15 protein-coding genes are annotated in these 15960 nt (G+C 61.1%); 12 read left to right on the top strand and 3 right to left on the bottom strand.

Annotation, left to right across the window (positions count from 1 at the left end):
* Nucleotides 1-32 precede the first annotated feature (32 nt).
* Both hemL and HU765_RS06765 read left to right on the top strand, forming a co-directional pair.
* Nucleotides 33-1316, top strand: coding sequence for a glutamate-1-semialdehyde 2,1-aminomutase (gene hemL, locus HU765_RS06760; protein ID WP_186619490.1), 1284 nt, complete (start codon nucleotides 33-35; stop codon nucleotides 1314-1316).
* 226 nt (nucleotides 1317-1542) lie between these two features.
* Nucleotides 1543-2097 (top strand): tetratricopeptide repeat protein, encoded by a 555-nt coding sequence (locus tag HU765_RS06765; RefSeq protein WP_085612557.1) that lies wholly within the window; start codon nucleotides 1543-1545, stop codon nucleotides 2095-2097.
* Nucleotides 2098-2288: 191 nt separating this feature from the next.
* On the opposite strand, the gene HU765_RS06770 is transcribed toward HU765_RS06765, so the two are convergent.
* On the bottom strand, nucleotides 2289-2618 hold the full coding sequence (locus HU765_RS06770) for a DUF1820 family protein (RefSeq protein WP_003185742.1): 330 nt from the start codon (nucleotides 2616-2618) through the stop codon (nucleotides 2289-2291).
* Nucleotides 2619-2751: 133 nt separating this feature from the next.
* On the opposite strand from HU765_RS06770, the gene miaB reads away from it, so the two are divergent.
* The 5 genes from miaB (at nucleotide 2752) to lnt (ending at nucleotide 8169) form a co-directional block, all read left to right on the top strand.
* Nucleotides 2752-4080, top strand: coding sequence for a tRNA (N6-isopentenyl adenosine(37)-C2)-methylthiotransferase MiaB (gene miaB, locus HU765_RS06775; RefSeq protein WP_186619491.1), 1329 nt, complete (start codon nucleotides 2752-2754; stop codon nucleotides 4078-4080).
* Nucleotides 4081-4296: 216 nt separating this feature from the next.
* Nucleotides 4297-5295, top strand: coding sequence for a PhoH family protein (locus HU765_RS06780; RefSeq protein ID WP_186546802.1), 999 nt, complete (start codon nucleotides 4297-4299; stop codon nucleotides 5293-5295).
* Nucleotides 5288-5782 carry an rRNA maturation RNase YbeY gene (ybeY, locus tag HU765_RS06785; protein WP_186619492.1) on the top strand — a complete coding sequence of 165 codons (495 nt, stop codon included), beginning with the start codon at nucleotides 5288-5290 and terminating at the stop codon, nucleotides 5780-5782. The genes HU765_RS06780 and ybeY overlap by 8 nt, the downstream gene beginning before the upstream one ends.
* A gap of 5 nt (nucleotides 5783-5787) precedes the next feature.
* On the top strand, nucleotides 5788-6627 hold the full coding sequence (locus HU765_RS06790; protein WP_007909641.1) for an HlyC/CorC family transporter: 840 nt from the start codon (nucleotides 5788-5790) through the stop codon (nucleotides 6625-6627).
* An 18-nt stretch (nucleotides 6628-6645) separates the two neighbouring features.
* Complete coding sequence (gene lnt, locus HU765_RS06795; protein ID WP_186546935.1) at nucleotides 6646-8169, top strand: apolipoprotein N-acyltransferase; 1524 nt, start codon at nucleotides 6646-6648, stop codon at nucleotides 8167-8169.
* A gap of 116 nt (nucleotides 8170-8285) precedes the next feature.
* Here lnt and HU765_RS06800 read toward each other — a convergent pair whose 3' ends face one another.
* Complete coding sequence (locus tag HU765_RS06800) at nucleotides 8286-9047, bottom strand: YdcF family protein (RefSeq protein WP_186619493.1); 762 nt, start codon at nucleotides 9045-9047, stop codon at nucleotides 8286-8288.
* A 105-nt stretch (nucleotides 9048-9152) separates the two neighbouring features.
* On the bottom strand, nucleotides 9153-9476 hold the full coding sequence (locus HU765_RS06805) for a hypothetical protein (RefSeq protein WP_186546799.1): 324 nt from the start codon (nucleotides 9474-9476) through the stop codon (nucleotides 9153-9155).
* 255 nt (nucleotides 9477-9731) lie between these two features.
* On the opposite strand from HU765_RS06805, the gene leuS reads away from it, so the two are divergent.
* The 5 genes from leuS (at nucleotide 9732) to HU765_RS06830 (ending at nucleotide 15862) form a co-directional block, all read left to right on the top strand.
* Nucleotides 9732-12338, top strand: a complete 2607-nt coding sequence (leuS, locus tag HU765_RS06810; RefSeq protein WP_186619494.1) for a leucine--tRNA ligase — start codon at nucleotides 9732-9734, stop codon at nucleotides 12336-12338.
* Nucleotides 12339-12426: 88 nt separating this feature from the next.
* Entirely contained in the window at nucleotides 12427-13032 is a 606-nt protein-coding gene (gene lptE, locus HU765_RS06815) for an LPS assembly lipoprotein LptE (protein ID WP_186619495.1), read from the top strand.
* A 39-nt stretch (nucleotides 13033-13071) separates the two neighbouring features.
* Nucleotides 13072-14109: a DNA polymerase III subunit delta gene (gene holA, locus HU765_RS06820; RefSeq protein ID WP_186619496.1), complete on the top strand. Its 1038-nt coding sequence runs from the start codon at nucleotides 13072-13074 to the stop codon at nucleotides 14107-14109.
* A gap of 204 nt (nucleotides 14110-14313) precedes the next feature.
* Nucleotides 14314-14478, top strand: coding sequence for an alternative ribosome rescue factor ArfA (gene arfA / locus HU765_RS06825; RefSeq protein WP_186546795.1), 165 nt, complete (start codon nucleotides 14314-14316; stop codon nucleotides 14476-14478).
* 61 nt (nucleotides 14479-14539) lie between these two features.
* Nucleotides 14540-15862, top strand: a complete 1323-nt coding sequence (locus HU765_RS06830) for a lytic murein transglycosylase (RefSeq protein WP_186619497.1) — start codon at nucleotides 14540-14542, stop codon at nucleotides 15860-15862.
* The last annotated feature ends 98 nt before the right edge of the window (nucleotides 15863-15960 follow it).

Consider the following 15960-nt stretch of genomic DNA (forward strand, 5'->3'; position numbering starts at 1 on the left):
TTCGCCAAATCCTGAAGATTGAGAGCCCGATCATGTCTCGTTCCGAAACCCTGTTTGCCAATGCCCAGAAACACATTCCCGGTGGCGTCAACTCACCGGTCCGCGCGTTCAAGAGCGTGGGCGGCACGCCGCTGTTCTTCAAACACGCCGAAGGCGCCTATGTCACCGACGAAGACGACAAGCGTTATGTCGATTACGTCGGTTCGTGGGGGCCGATGATCCTCGGCCATAGCCATCCGGACGTGCTCGACGCGGTACGCAATCAGCTGCAACACGGCTTGTCGTACGGCGCGCCGACTGCGATGGAAACCGAGATGGCCGATCTGGTCTGCGCGCTGGTGCCATCGATGGACATGGTGCGCATGGTCAGCTCCGGCACCGAAGCGACCATGAGTGCGATCCGTCTGGCCCGTGGTTACACTGGCCGCGACAGCATCATCAAATTCGAAGGCTGCTACCACGGTCACTCCGACAGCCTGCTGGTCAAGGCCGGCTCCGGCGCGCTGACCCAAGGTGTACCGAGTTCGGCCGGCGTGCCGGCGGCATTCGCCAAACACACCCTGACCCTGCCGTTCAACGACATCGGCGCGGTTGAAACCATGCTCGCTGAAGTTGGCCAGGACGTGGCGTGCATCATCGTCGAGCCAGTGGCCGGCAACATGAACTGTGTGCCGCCAGCGCCGGGCTTCCTCGAAGGCCTGCGCTCGCTGTGCGACCAACATGGCGTGGTGCTGATTTTCGACGAAGTGATGACCGGTTTCCGTGTTGCTCTCGGCGGCGCCCAGGCGCATTACGGCGTGACTCCCGACCTGACCACCTTCGGCAAGATCATCGGCGGCGGCATGCCGGTGGGCTGCTTCGGCGGCAAGCGCGAGATCATGCAACGCATTGCGCCACTGGGCCCGGTGTATCAGGCGGGCACCTTGTCAGGCAACCCGCTGGCGATGGCGGCCGGTCTGACCACCCTGCGCCTGATCAGCCGCCCGGGTTTTCACGCTGAACTGACCGACTACACCACGCGCCTGCTCGACGGCTTGCAACAGCGCGCCGATGCGGCGGGCATTCCGTTCGTCACCACCCAGGCCGGCGGCATGTTCGGCCTGTACTTCAGCGGCGCCGACGACATCGTTACCTTTGAAGACGTGATGGCCAGCGATGCCGCACTGTTCGGTCGCTTCTTCCACCTGATGCTCGAAGGCGGCGTGTACCTGGCGCCGAGCGCCTTCGAAGCCGGTTTCACCTCGATTGCCCACGGCGAAGCCGAGTTGAAACTGACCCTGGACGCCGCCGAGCGCGCCTTCGCCGCACTGAAGTAAGCACCGCCCCCGCTGACGTTGGCTATCGCCAGCGTCAGCTTTCACCTACAACTGCACGGTTTTTCCGACGTGTCTGCTAAAAATGTACGCAGAAGTGGGCGATATATTCCCCACGCAGCAGAAAAACGAGTAAAGACTTTGTAAGGATGGCCCTGCTTATTTCATAATGCGCGCTTATTGGATCCCTCGACGGGTCCACGTGCCCTTCAGAGGTAAGTCGATTCCCATGAACCGCACCGGCCGCACCCTTGCATTGGGCTGCCTGTTGCTCCTTCAGCCCCTGCTCGCGCATGCACAAGCAGGCGGCAACTCGTTGTTGATCCCGGCGATGGGTCGTTGCACCCTCAATACTCAGCCGCAAGACGTCACGCAGGCACTGGCCGCCTGCCAGAAAGCGGCGGACGAAGGGGATGCGCAAGCGCAATACGAGTTGGGTGAGTTCTACTATGACGGCAAGAACACGCCGCGCGACCTCAATCAAGCCCTGAGCTACTTCGAAAAGGCCTCGCTGCAAGGCCACGCGCAGGCACAGTTCAAGCTCGGCACCATGTTCTTCCACGGCGAAGGCGTGCAGGCCAACAATATCCAGGCCTACATCGTGCTGAAGATGGCCGCGGTCAACGGCGCCGAAGACGCGCTGGACACTGCCGACGAAGTCTCGGAAAAAATGTCCCGCGAAGATCTCGAAACGGCTACTCAGGTGCTGGGGCAGATCTTCCGCAAATATCTGATGGAACTGCAGAGCGCCGATGGGCGTACGCCATTCTCACCACTGCCATAAGCGCTGTGGACATAACCCTGTGGCGAGGGGATTTAGCGAAACGTCGCACCGCCCCGTTCGGCTGCGCAGCAGTCGCAAATCCATTCAGCGAGGTGTGTCAGACAGAACCGGATTGCAGGGTTTGGGGCCGCTTTGCAGCCCAGCGGGGATAAATCCCCTCGCCACAACTCATTCCAATGCAGAATCTACTGTTACTTCTCAGGCATCGGCATCGGGAACGGCATGACATTGCCGACCGCGCCGCGGGCTTCGCTGATTTTCGGGGTGCCCAGACGTTCCACTTCGTCGATGCGCACGATCGAGTGCATCGGCACAAAGCTGCGCACCACGCCCTCGAACTGCGCCTTGAGCTTCTCTTCGCTCGGGTCGACGACCACTTGCGTGCGCTCGCCAAAGACGAATTCTTCCACTTCCAGAAAGCCCCACAGATCACTTTGATAGATCTGCTTGGCGTACATTTCGAACACCTGGCCCTGGTTGAGGAAAATCACCTTGTAGATTGGAGCTTCGCGTTTGGTCATGGCGGACGGATAACATCGGGGAGAAAAATGAGGGCGCGAACTATAGCATAGCCACCGGACGCACAGCGGTAGGAACCTGACGGCTTGTTCCCTATAATGCGCGGTTCTTTGAATCACGTGACGACACTAATCCATGGCCAAGAAGCTTTACATCGAAACCCACGGTTGCCAGATGAACGAGTACGACAGCTCGCGCATGGTCGATCTGCTGGGCGACCATCAGGCCCTGGAAGTCACCGCACGCGCGGAAGACGCCGACGTGATTCTGCTCAACACCTGCTCGATCCGCGAACGTGCCCAGGACCGCGTGTACTCGCAACTGGGCCGCTGGCGCGAGCTGAAACTGGCCAACCCGGACATGGTCATCGCCGTCGGAGGTTGCGTGGCCAGTCAGGAAGGCGCGGCAATTCGTGATCGCGCTCCTTACGTCGACGTGGTGTTCGGCCCGCAGACCCTGCACCGTCTGCCGGAGATGATTGACGCCGCGCGTCTCACCAAACTGCCGCAGGTCGACGTCTCGTTCCCGGAAATCGAAAAGTTCGACCACCTGCCCGAGCCGCGTATCGATGGGCCGAGCGCCTATGTCTCGGTGATGGAAGGCTGCAGCAAGTACTGCACGTTCTGCGTGGTGCCGTATACCCGTGGCGAAGAAGTCAGCCGGCCATTCGACGACGTGATCGCCGAGATCATCCACCTCGCCGAACACGGCGTGCGCGAAGTGACCCTGCTGGGGCAGAACGTCAACGGCTATCGCGGCTTGACCCACGACGGTCGTCTGGCCGATCTGGCCGAGCTGATTCGCGTGGTCGCCGCCGTCGATGGCATCGATCGCATTCGCTACACCACCTCGCACCCGCTGGAATTCTCTGACAGCCTGATTCAGGCCCACGCCGAAGTGCCGGAGCTGGTCAAGCACCTGCATTTGCCGGTGCAGTCGGGCTCCGACCGGATCCTCGCGGCGATGAAGCGCAACCACACGGCGCTGGAGTACAAGTCCAAGCTGCGCAAACTGCGCGCCGCCGTGCCGGGGATCAGCATCAGTTCGGACTTTATCGTGGGCTTCCCGGGTGAAACCGAGAAAGACTTCGAACAAACCATGAAGCTGATTGCCGATGTCGGCTTCGACTTCTCCTATTCGTTCGTTTATAGCCAACGCCCGGGCACGCCCGCCGCCGATCTGGCCGACGACACCCCGGAAGAGTTGAAGAAAGAACGCCTCAACGCATTGCAACATCGTTTGAATCAGCAGGGCTTCGAGATCAGCCGACAAATGGTCGGTTCGATCCAGCGCATTCTGGTGACCGATTATTCGAAGAAAGATCCGGGCGAGCTGCAAGGGCGCACCGAGAATAACCGTATCGTCAACTTCCGCTGCGACAATCCAACCCTGATCGGCCAGTTCGCCGACGTGCACATCGACGCGGCGCAACCGCACTCGCTGCGCGGCTCGCTGGTTCAATAACAATGCCTATCCCCTGTGGGAGCGAGCCTGCTCGCGAAAGCGCTGTGTCATTCAACAGAGATGTCGTCGGGCACTCCCCCCTTCGCGAGCAGGCTCGCTCCCACAGGTCAAGCGCAGCGGCGCTTATCGGCTGAGCTATTTAAGAGCTTTCGCACCCAAGCCACTGGCGTTATCCTTGATTTCATCTTAATTGCCCCAGGGCGGCTAAATACGACCTTGAACGCACCCATCGAACCACATCGTTTTATTCTCGAGCCCTTTGAGGCTCGCCGCTTCGCCAATCTGTGCGGGCAATTCGACGAGCATTTGCGCTTGATCGAACAGCGCCTGACCATCGAGATCCGCAACCGCGGAAACCAGTTCGAGCTGATCGGCGATCCCAAGCTCACCACATCTGCGGAAAACCTGCTGCGCCGCCTGTACCGGGAAACCAAGGGGACCGAGCTGTCGCCGGACCTGGTGCACCTGTTCCTTCAGGAATCAGCCGCCGAGCAGATGGACAACCACTCTCCTGCCGAACCGTCCGTCGCCCTGCGCACCAAAAAAGGCATGATTCGCCCGCGCGGCCTGAATCAGCTGCGCTACGTGAAGGAAATCCTCGGCAACGACATCAACTTCGGCATTGGCCCGGCCGGTACCGGCAAGACTTATCTGGCCGTGGCCTGCGCTGTCGATGCGCTGGAACGCGAGCAGATACGGCGCATCCTGCTGGTGCGTCCGGCGGTCGAAGCGGGCGAAAAGCTCGGCTTCCTGCCCGGTGACCTCGCACAGAAGATCGACCCGTACCTGCGCCCGCTCTATGACGCACTCTACGAGATGCTCGGATTCGAGTACGTGGCCAAGCTGATCGAGAAGCAAGTGATCGAAGTCGCTCCGCTGGCTTACATGCGCGGTCGCACGCTGAACAACAGCTTCATCATTCTCGATGAAAGCCAGAACACCACGGTCGAGCAGATGAAGATGTTCCTCACCCGGATCGGCTTCGGCTCCACCGCGGTTATCACCGGCGACATCACCCAGGTCGACCTGCCACGCGGCACCAAGTCCGGCCTGCATCATGTGATCGAGGTACTCAAAGACGTGCCGGGCATCAGCTTCACTCACTTCCAGCCTAAAGACGTGGTGCGCCATCCATTGGTGCAGCGGATTGTCGAAGCCTACGAGCGCTTCGAAAGCCGCGCCGATGCGCCAAAGGAAGCCCCACGCGATGCTTGAGCTGGATCTGCAAATTGCCACCGAAGCGTCGGCGCCGAGTGAAACCGAATTGCGCCAATGGTGCGAACTGGCCCTGCGCCAGCGCACCGCCGACTCGGAGATGACCATTCGTCTGGTCGACGAGGAAGAAGGCCGCGAACTCAATCACACCTGGCGTCACAAGGATTACGCGACCAACGTCCTGTCGTTCCCGGCCGAAGTGCCTGACGAGTTTCTTGACATCCCGCTGCTCGGTGATCTGGTGATCTGCGTGGCGGTGGTCGAACGCGAGGCCGCCGAGCAGGGCAAGGCACTCAACGCCCACTGGGCACATCTGGTCATTCACGGCTGCTTGCATCTGCTCGGTTACGACCATATAGATGACGAAGAAGCCGAGGAAATGGAAGCACTGGAACGCGAGTTGCTTGCTGAACTGGGCTTTCCCGATCCGTACGCGGACGACGAAACCGAACACTCCCCCATCGTTACAACAAAGGATTCAGAGTAATCGCTATGAGCGAAGATCGATCGAGCAACGGGCAGAAGTCATGGCTGGGTAAACTCACCCAGGCTTTTGCCCACGAGCCGAAGAACCGTCAGGAGCTGCTTGAGCTGCTGCGCGATGCACATCAGAACAAATTGCTGGACAGCGAAGCGCTGGCCATCGTCGAAGGCGCCATTCAAGTGGCTGACCTGCAAGTTCGCGACATCATGGTGCCGCGCTCGCAGATGATCAGCATCAAGGCGACCCAGACACCCCGCGAATTCCTCCCTGCCGTGGTCGACTCGGCCCACTCGCGCTATCCGGTGATTGGCGAAAGCCACGATGACGTGATGGGCGTGTTGCTGGCCAAGGACTTGCTGCCGCTGATCCTCAAGGAAAACGGCGACAGCTTCAACATCAAGGACCTGCTGCGCCCGGCCACCTTCGTGCCGGAGTCCAAGCGCCTGAACGTGTTGCTGCGTGAATTTCGCGCCAACCACAACCACATGGCCATCGTCATCGACGAATACGGCGGCGTGGCGGGTCTGGTGACCATCGAAGACGTGCTCGAGCAAATCGTCGGCGACATCGAAGACGAACACGACGTCGAAGAAGACAGCTACATCAAGCCGCTGCCCAGCGGTGATTTCCTGATCAAGGCGCTGACGCCGATCGAGAACTTCAACGAGTTCTTCGACAGCGAATTCTCCGACGACGAGTTCGATACCGTTGGCGGTCTGGTGATGAGCGCGTTCGGGCACTTGCCAAAACGCAACGAAATCACTGAAATCGGCGCCTATCGTTTCCGCATCCTGAACGCCGACAGCCGTCGGATTCATTTGCTGCGACTCACGCCAATTGCTCGGTAAAGAAATCTAAGGACTGAAATGCGCTGGACAACCCGCCCCGGCTGGCCCGGTAACCTGCTGGCCGTGGCGGCCGGTGCAATCACCACGTTCGCTCTTGCTCCGTTCAACATCTGGCCGCTGGCGTTGCTGGCGGTCGGTCTGTTCTATGCCGGTTTGCGTGAACTGAACCCGCGTCAGGCGCTGGGCCGTGGCTGGTGCTTCGGCTTCGGCCTGTTCGGCGCCGGCACCAGCTGGATCTATTACAGCATTCACCATTTCGGCGGCGCTTCGGTATTGCTGGCCGGGTTCCTGATGCTGCTGTTCACGGCGGCGATTGCCTGGTTCTTCGCGCTCCCTGCCTGGCTATGGGCGCGCTGGTTGCGCCGTAACGAAGCACCGCTGGCCGATGCGTTGGCGTTCGCTGCGCTGTGGGTCGGCCAGGAAGCGTTCCGCGGCTGGTTCCTCACCGGTTTCCCTTGGTTGTATTCCGGTTACAGCCAGCTCGACGGCCCGCTGTCCGGACTCGCGCCAGTCGGCGGCATGTGGCTGGTGTCGTTCGTGCTGGCGTTGACGGCAGCGTTGATCTACAACGCGCCGCGCCTGTTGCAGGCTCGTCGCAAGGGCTTTATCGCCGCCGGTGTGTTGCTGCTCGTTGGCCCTTGGGCGGCGGGGATCGCCTTGAAAGGTCACGCCTGGACCAGTCCGTCCGGTGCACCGCTGACGGTCGCCGCGATTCAGGGCAACGTTGCGCAAAGCATGAAATGGGACCCGGCCGAGCTCAACGCGCAACTGGCGTTGTACCGCGATCTGAGTTTCCGCTCCAAACCGGTCGACCTGCTGATCTGGCCGGAAACCGCCGTGCCGGTGCTCAAGGAGTCCGCCGAGGGCTACCTGACGATGATGGGCACGTTCGCCGCCGAGCGTAAATCGGCGTTGATCACCGGCGTACCGATTCGCCAGACCGTGCACCACGAACGCCGCTTCTACAACGGCATCACCGTGGTGGGCGAAGGCGATGGCACGTATCTCAAGCAGAAACTGGTGCCGTTCGGCGAATACGTACCCTTGCAGGACGTGCTGCGCGGACTGATCGCATTCTTCGACTTGCCGATGTCCGACTTCGCTCGTGGCCCGTCCGATCAGGCGTTGTTGCAGGCCAAGGGTTATCAGATAGCACCGTTCATCTGCTACGAAGTGGTCTACCCGGAATTTGCCGCCGGGCTGTCGGCACGCAGCGATCTGTTGCTGACGATCAGCAACGACACCTGGTTCGGCACTTCGATCGGCCCGCTGCAACATCTGCAGATGGCGCAGATGCGCGCGCTGGAAGCCGGCCGCTGGATGATCCGCGCGACCAATAACGGCGTAACCGGCCTGATTAACCCGTTCGGGCAGATCACCGAGCAGATTCCGCAGTTCGAACAGGGCGTGCTGTACGGCGAAGTGGTGCCGATGCACAACCTGACGCCATACCTGCAATGGCGGTCGTGGCCGCTGATCATTGTCTGCTTGCTGCTGTTTGGCTGGGCGCTGATGGCGAACCGGATGTCGAAAACCCTCTGACAAATGTGGCGAGGGGATTTATCCCCGTTGGAGTGCGCAGCAGTCCCCTCTTCTGAAGGGAAGAGAGGGGCCGCTACGCGCCCCATCGGGGATAAACCCCCTCGCCACAGTGATCTTCAGCGGTAAAACAACGAATACCCCACCTGCCCCACCGCCTCGTTAATTAACTGCCCGCTCTGCCAGATCGACTTGAACTCCGGCAACCAGCCGCCAAAAGGCCGGGCGTTGTCAGTGCCTAAAAAGCCAACCGGCGCCGGCACCACTTCAAATCCCGCCTGCTGAAAACTCCAGACCGAACGCGGCATATGCCACGCCTGCGTGACCACGACGACACGTTTGATCCCTTGCGGCAGCAACATGTCGGCGCTGAATTTGGCGTTTTCCCAAGTGGTGCGACTTTCGCCTTCCTGCCAACGCACCGTCACGCCGAAGTCATCGCGCAACGAATCAGCCATCAACTTGGCCTCGGTCGGCGGCGTACCGTAATGCAGGCCGCCACTGGTCAGAATCGGCAGGCCAGACGCCTTCGCCAGACGCGCCGCGTAACGCTGGCGCTCAAGCCCGATCCCGGTCGGCTGATCGTCGCCCCAGGCCAGATCGCCACGCTCACGCCCCGAACCCAGCACCACAATCGCATCGGCACGTTGCGCTAGCGTCGCCCACTCTTCGCGGGCCAACGGCGGCTGGCGTTCGAGCGCCTTGGCGCCCCACTGCACGACCACCGGCAGGCTCATCAGCCAGAGGCCGCCAAAGCCAAGGGCAAAGCACACCCCGGCCAGTCGCGGCCGCGAGCGGCGCAACCACCAGGCGGCGAGCAACAGCAATAAAAGAATGCCGGGCGGCAAGAGCAGTTGTTTGACGAAATAACGAAACGGCATCGGGCATCTCCAGAGATGCCCGAAGCCTAAGTGGCTTAATCCAATGCGACAACCGCCAGGGTCGGATCCTGTTGAAAAAGATCTCGTTGTTGCCCTGCCATGGGGTTACTTGGCCTGCAGAGAACGAACCTTGACGGCCTCTCTGGCCGGCTTCTTGTCCTTGAGCCAGATGACCTTGGCCGAATGAGCCGCATCGAGCTGCTTCACTGCTTGTGACAGGCATCCGTGGGTTTCACGCTCACTTCGATCCAGATAGGCCTTGACCAGTTTGAACTCGGCGGGGCTCAAGCCACGCAGTTCCAGTTCCAGGGGGCGCTCGTCGCGCAGCCGGTCAGCGGTTTTCAAGGCGTCCAGGGCCGTGCCCAGACGATCGATCAGCCTTTCGTACAACTCGGGTTTCGTTACGTTTTTTTTCCGTTGCTCCACCATCCCTCACCTCATTGAAGATAAGACTCACTCCCCAGTTAGAGCTTAGCTTCACTGCGCAAACCGGCTACACGCCGCGACCAACGGCCCCCGCTGCGCTTTGACCGGGCCCACCCGCTGTAATCAGGGTTTCCCTAGGCCAAGCGCGGTCATGTATGCTACGGCGCTTCCTGTCATTCCACTTCCAGCGCACCCGGGCCATCCCGAATGCTGCCGTCGAAGAGGATTAGGCCACCCCTATCCAGTACAAAAGTAGCCATGCACGAACAATATCAGCCCCGTGAGATCGAAGCCGCCGCCCAATCGTTCTGGGACGAGCAAAAGTCCTTTGAAGTCAGTGAACAGCCAGGCAAGGAAACCTACTACTGCCTGTCGATGTTCCCTTACCCCAGCGGCAAGCTGCACATGGGGCACGTGCGCAACTACACCATCGGCGACGTGATCTCCCGCTATCAGCGCATGCAAGGCAAGAACGTCCTGCAACCGATGGGTTGGGACGCCTTCGGCATGCCGGCAGAAAACGCCGCGATGAAAAACAACGTCGCGCCGGCCAAATGGACCTACGAAAACATCGCCTACATGAAGTCGCAGCTACGCAGCCTCGGCCTTGCGGTCGACTGGTCCCGTGAAGTGACCACCTGCAAGCCGGACTACTACCGCTGGGAACAATGGCTGTTCACGCGTCTGTTCGAAAAAGGCGTGATCTACCGCAAGAACGGTACCGTGAACTGGGACCCGGTCGACCAGACCGTGCTGGCCAACGAGCAAGTCATCGACGGTCGCGGCTGGCGCTCCGGCGCGCTGATCGAGAAGCGCGAAATCCCGATGTACTACTTCAAGATCACCGCCTACGCGGATGAGCTGCTGGAAAGCCTCGACGAACTGACGGGCTGGCCGGAACAGGTCAAGACCATGCAGCGCAACTGGATCGGCAAGTCCCGTGGCATGGAAGTGCAATTCCCGTACAACGTCGACTCCATCGGCGAAGCCGGTACCTTGAAAGTCTTCACCACCCGTCCGGACACCCTGATGGGCGCGACCTACGTCGCCGTTGCTGCCGAACACCCGCTGGCCAGCCTGGCCGCGCAGAACAACCCTGAGCTGCAAGCGTTCATCGCCGAATGCAAGGGCGGCAGCGTCGCGGAAGCCGACGTCGCCACCCAAGAGAAAAAAGGCCTGCCGACCGGCCTGTTCGTCGAGCACCCGCTGACCGGTGAAAAACTCCCGGTGTGGGTCGCCAACTATGTGCTGATGCACTACGGCGACGGCGCGGTCATGGCCGTACCGGCCCACGACGAGCGCGATTTCGAATTCGCCCACAAGTACAACCTGCCGGTGAAATCGGTGGTGCGCACCAGCTCCGGTGATACCAACCCCGCGCCGTGGCAAGACGCCTATGGCGAGCATGGCACGCTGATCAACTCCGGCGAATTCGACGGCCTGGACTTCGCGGGCGCATTCGACGCCATGGAAGTCGCCCTGATCAAGAAGGAACTGGGCGCCTCCCGTACCCAGTTCCGCCTGCGCGACTGGGGCATCAGCCGTCAGCGCTACTGGGGCTGCCCGATCCCGATCATCCACTGCGATGCGTGCGGTGACGTGCCGGTGCCGGAAGACCAACTGCCTGTCGTGCTGCCGGAAGACGTGGTGCCGGACGGCGCCGGTTCGCCGCTGGCGCGCATGCCGGAGTTCTATGAGTGCAGCTGCCCGAAATGCGGCGCGCCGGCCAAACGCGAAACCGACACCATGGACACCTTCGTCGAGTCGTCGTGGTACTACGCCCGCTACGCCTCGCCGCACTTTGAAGGTGGTCTGGTCGAAAAATCCGCAGCGGATCACTGGCTGCCGGTCGATCAATACATTGGCGGTATCGAACACGCGATTCTGCACCTGCTCTATGCGCGCTTCTTCCACAAGCTGATGCGCGACGAAGGCCTGGTCAGTTCCAACGAGCCGTTCAAGAACCTGCTGACCCAGGGCATGGTGATCGCCGAGACTTACTATCGTCGCGAAGCCAACGGTGCCTACACCTGGTTCAACCCGGCGGACGTGGAACTTGAGCGTGACAGCAAAGCCAAGGTCATCAGCGCCAAGCTGAAGTCAGACGGCCTGCCGGTGGAAATCGGCGGCACGGAGAAGATGGCCAAGTCGAAGAACAACGGCGTCGACCCGCAGTCGATGATCGATCAGTTCGGCGCCGACACCTGCCGCCTGTTCATGATGTTCGCCTCGCCGCCCGACATGAGCGCGGAATGGTCGGACTCCGGTGTTGAAGGCTCGCACCGTTTCCTCAAGCGCGTCTGGCGTCTGGCCCAGTCCCACGTTACCCAGGGTTTGCCGGGCAAACTGGACATCGCAGGCCTGAGCGACGAGCAGAAAGCCGTCCGTCGTGCCATTCACCTGGCGATCAAGCAAGCCAGCCATGACGTTGGCCAGAACCACAAATTCAACACCGCCATCGCCCAGGTCATGACGCTGATGAACGTGCTGGAAAAAGCCGCGCAAGACACCGAACAGGATCGCGCGCTGCTGCACGAAGGGCTGGAAGCGGTCACGCTGCTGCTGGCGCCGATCACCCCGCACATCAGCCACGAACTGTGGAAGCAACTGGGTCACGCCGACGCCGTGATCGACGCAGGCTGGCCGGCGGTGGACGAAAGCGCACTGGTGCAGGACAACCTGACTCTGGTTATTCAGGTCAACGGCAAGCTGCGCGGCCAGATCGAGATGCCGGCCAGCGCGACCCGCGAAGAAGTCGAAGCGGCCGCTCGGGTCAACGAAAACGTGTTGCGCTTCGTCGATGGCCTGACGATTCGTAAAGTGATCGTGGTGCCGGGCAAACTGGTCAACATCGTTGCCAGCTAAATTGGATTGGGTGTCGGGCTTGCCCGGCGCCCTGTAAAACCTTTCGGGCCGCCGGGTCGGCCCACATGGTTTCAAGGGGAGCAACACAATGATCAAACGCAATCTGCTGGTGATGGGCCTCGCTGTCCTGCTGAGCGCCTGCGGTTTCCAGCTGCGTGGCACTGGCACCAATGAACTGTCTATCAAGGAACTCGACCTGAGCGCCCGTAACGCCTATGGCGAAACCGTGACTCAGCTGCGTCAGGTACTGGAGTCCAGCGGTGTCAAGGTTTACAGCGGCGCGCCGTACAAACTGTTCCTGGCTGACGAGCAGGAAAGCCAGCGCATCCTCAGCTATGCCGGCGCCGGTCGTACAGGCGAGTATCAGGTCAGCACTATCCTGAGCTATGACATCCGCGGCGAGAACAACCTGCAACTGCTGAGCGACAAGCTTGAAGTGCAGAAAGTGTTCATCCATGACGGCAACAACCTCGTCGGTTCCGATCAGGAAGCCAATGACGCCCGCCGTGAGACCCGCCGTGAGCTGGTTCAGCGCATGATGCTGCGCCTGCAGCAACTGACCCCGGGCCAACTGCAACAATTGCAGCAAACCGCCAACGACCGTGCCAAGGCAGAAGCTGACGCACTGGAAGCGGCGCAAAAGGCTGAGGCGCAAACCCCGCGTCAGTCGCCGCTCGAAATCCCGCAGCAGTAAGACGACCGGGGCGCCCAGGCGCCCCGCTCGCCCTTCCTTATGAAGCTCGCTCCCGCTCAACTCGGCAAACACCTGCAAGGCGCTCTTGCGCCGGTCTACATCATCAGTGGCGATGACCCGCTGCTGTGTCAGGAAGCCGCCGACGCTATCCGCAGCGCTGCTCGCCAGCAAGGTTTCGACGAACGCCAGGTCTTCGCCGCCGACGCCAATTTCGATTGGGGCACGTTGTTGCAGGCGGGCGCCAGCATGTCGTTGTTCTCGGAAAAACGCCTGCTGGAATTGCGCCTGCCTTCGGGCAAGCCCGGTGACAAAGGTGCCGCGGCACTTATCGAATACTGCTCGCGTCCCGCTGAAGACACGGTGCTGCTGGTCAGCCTGCCCAAGCTCGATGGCAGTGCGCAGAAAACCAAGTGGGGCAAGGCGCTGGTCGAAGGCCAACAAACCCAGTTCATTCAGATCTGGCCGGTGGATGCCAATCAGCTGCCGAGCTGGATTCGCCAGCGCCTGTCTCAGGCGGGCCTGTCGGCCAGCCAGGACGCCGTCGAACTGATTGCCGCGCGAGTCGAGGGCAACCTGCTCGCCGCCGCGCAGGAAATCGAGAAGCTTAAACTGATGGCCGAAGGTGGGCAGATCACCCTTGAAACCGTTCAGGCCGCCGTGGCGGACAGTGCGCGTTTTGACGTGTTCGGCCTGACCGACGCGGTACTCAACGGCGAACCGGCCCACGCCTTGCGCATGCTTGAAGGCCTGCGCGGTGAGGGCGTCGAGCCGCCAGTGATCCTCTGGGCGCTGGCGCGGGAGTTGCGTCTGCTGGCCAATATCTCGCTGCAGTACAGCCAGGGCACGCCGCTGGACAAATGTTTCAGCCAGGCGAAACCGCCGGTCTGGGACAAGCGCAAACCCCTGATGAGCAAGGCCCTGCAACGCTACTCGGCGCAACGCTGGGCGCAACTGTTGCTCGAAGCTCAGCGTATCGATGCGCAGATCAAGGGGCAGGCGGCGGGTTCGCCGTGGATGAGCCTGAGTCGGTTGGCGCTGTTGATGGCCGGTCAGCGTCTGACACTTCCTGCCGAATAACCACTTTTGTGGCGAGGGAGCTTGCTCCCGCTCGGCTGCGCAGCAGACGACTTTTGGGGTCGCTTCGCAACCCAGCGGGAGCAAGCTCCCTCGCCACAAAGGTTGCGCGAACCCATTGAGATTTTTCGCATCGTCGGACTGGACATCTCGCTGGCATCGGCAGATTATTTCCCCCGCAAAAACCCACCTCACCGAGAGCACCTCATGAGCAAAAAGCCAGCGAAACACGGCCCCAACAAGGCCAAATCCATCGTCGCCCAGCCCTTGTTCCGCAGCCGCCAGGAACGACCAGCCAAGGGCAAAGGCAGCTACCGCCGCGAAGCCTTCCAGTCTGACAACTGGGAGGCTTCTTACTTTCTGGCCGCTTAAAGCGCAGTACCCCCCGCTCATGTTAAGGTCTGCACCTGATCCGTATCTCCTGGAACCGTGCATGCCCTTAAGTCTTTCCCGTCGTTGGCCTGTCCGCCAATTGATCGCTGCCTCCAGCTTCATTTTGCTTGTCGCCTGTGCGGAAAAACCCACCGCCGCCGATGCACAACCGCTTCAAGCCGCCCCGGTCACCACGGCCCCAGCGATCGTCCCGCCGGTAGTGCCGTCCGCCGACCCGCTTGATATTCAACCCACCCAGACGTTTGCCGAATGGCAGGCCGGTTTCCGCAAGGATGCCCTGGCCGCCGGGATTCGCGCCGAGCTGTTCGATCGCGCCTTCGCCAACATCAGCTTCGATGCCAGCGTGATTCGCGCCGATCGCAGCCAGCCGGAATTCTCCCGTCCGGTATGGGAATACCTCGACGGTGCGCTGTCGCCATTGCGGGTGCGAAAAGGTCAGGCACTGATCGAGCAGTACGCCGACATTCTGCAAAGCATCGAGCAACGCTATGGCGTTGATCGCCAGGCATTGGTGTCGGTATGGGGCATGGAAAGCAACTTCGGCCAGTTCCAGGGCAGCAAGTCGGTGATCAACTCACTGGCGACCCTGGCTTATGAAGGTCGCCGTCCGGGTTTCGCCCACGCGCAGCTGATTGCCGCCCTGCAAATTCTGCAACAGGGCGATATCACTCCCGAGAAAATGCTCGGCTCATGGGCCGGTGCGATGGGCCAGACCCAATTCATTCCGACCACTTACAACACCCACGCGGTGGACTTCGACGGTGACGGTCGCCGCGATATCTGGGGCAGCCCCGCCGACGCATTGGCCTCGACCGCACACTACCTGCAAAGCTCGGGCTGGCAGCGTGGCCAGCCGTGGGGTTTCGAAGTGCAAGTGCCGACCAACTTCAATTACACCCTCGCTGACGGGGCGATTCGCAAAAGCGTTGCCGAATGGCGCCAACTGGGTGTGACCCTGCCAAATGGCGCGCAGGTCCCGGCGGGTTCCGAACAACTGTCCGCCGCCCTGTTGTTGCCCGCCGGCCATCGTGGCCCGGCGTTCCTGATCCTCGATAACTTCCGGGCGATCCTCAAATACAACAATTCGTCGTCGTATGCGCTGGCGGTGAGTCTGTTGTCCGAGCGTTTCAGCGGCGCAGGCCTGATCAGTGGCAACTGGCCGAAAGATGATCTACCACTGAGCCGCACCGAGCGGATCGAGTTGCAAACGCTGCTGAGCGCGCGCAATTACGATGCCGGCACGGCAGACGGGATTATCGGCGCCAATACGCGCAAGGCGATTCGCAGTGCCCAGCAGGCGCTGGGCTGGCCGGCGGATGGTTATCCGACGCATAAGTTGCTCGAAAGCCTGCGCACCCAATAAAGCCTTCGGGAGCAAGCCCCCTCCCACATTCGACCGGGTCTCAGCATGAGAACAGGGTCAATGGTGGGAGGGGGCTTGCTCCCGAAGACTGAATCACT

The organism is Pseudomonas sp. SWRI81 (assembly GCF_014268545.1).
Lineage (GTDB): Bacteria > Pseudomonadota > Gammaproteobacteria > Pseudomonadales > Pseudomonadaceae > Aquipseudomonas > Aquipseudomonas hamedanensis.

Bases quoted from the DNA above. Each gene is read 5' to 3' on its own strand.
- hemL (WP_186619490.1), top strand. From the start codon at position 33: ATGTCTCGTTCCGAAACCCTGTTTGCCAATGCCCAGAAACACATTCCC.
- HU765_RS06765 (WP_085612557.1), top strand. From the start codon at position 1,543: ATGAACCGCACCGGCCGCACCCTTGCATTGGGCTGCCTGTTGCTCCTT.
- HU765_RS06770 (WP_003185742.1), bottom strand. From the start codon at position 2,618: ATGACCAAACGCGAAGCTCCAATCTACAAGGTGATTTTCCTCAACCAG.
- miaB (WP_186619491.1), top strand. From the start codon at position 2,752: ATGGCCAAGAAGCTTTACATCGAAACCCACGGTTGCCAGATGAACGAG.
- ybeY (WP_186619492.1), top strand. From the start codon at position 5,288: ATGCTTGAGCTGGATCTGCAAATTGCCACCGAAGCGTCGGCGCCGAGT.
- HU765_RS06790 (WP_007909641.1), top strand. From the start codon at position 5,788: ATGAGCGAAGATCGATCGAGCAACGGGCAGAAGTCATGGCTGGGTAAA.
- lnt (WP_186546935.1), top strand. From the start codon at position 6,646: ATGCGCTGGACAACCCGCCCCGGCTGGCCCGGTAACCTGCTGGCCGTG.
- HU765_RS06800 (WP_186619493.1), bottom strand. From the start codon at position 9,047: ATGCCGTTTCGTTATTTCGTCAAACAACTGCTCTTGCCGCCCGGCATT.
- HU765_RS06805 (WP_186546799.1), bottom strand. From the start codon at position 9,476: ATGGTGGAGCAACGGAAAAAAAACGTAACGAAACCCGAGTTGTACGAA.
- leuS (WP_186619494.1), top strand. From the start codon at position 9,732: ATGCACGAACAATATCAGCCCCGTGAGATCGAAGCCGCCGCCCAATCG.
- lptE (WP_186619495.1), top strand. From the start codon at position 12,427: ATGATCAAACGCAATCTGCTGGTGATGGGCCTCGCTGTCCTGCTGAGC.
- holA (WP_186619496.1), top strand. From the start codon at position 13,072: ATGAAGCTCGCTCCCGCTCAACTCGGCAAACACCTGCAAGGCGCTCTT.
- arfA (WP_186546795.1), top strand. From the start codon at position 14,314: ATGAGCAAAAAGCCAGCGAAACACGGCCCCAACAAGGCCAAATCCATC.
- HU765_RS06830 (WP_186619497.1), top strand. From the start codon at position 14,540: ATGCCCTTAAGTCTTTCCCGTCGTTGGCCTGTCCGCCAATTGATCGCT.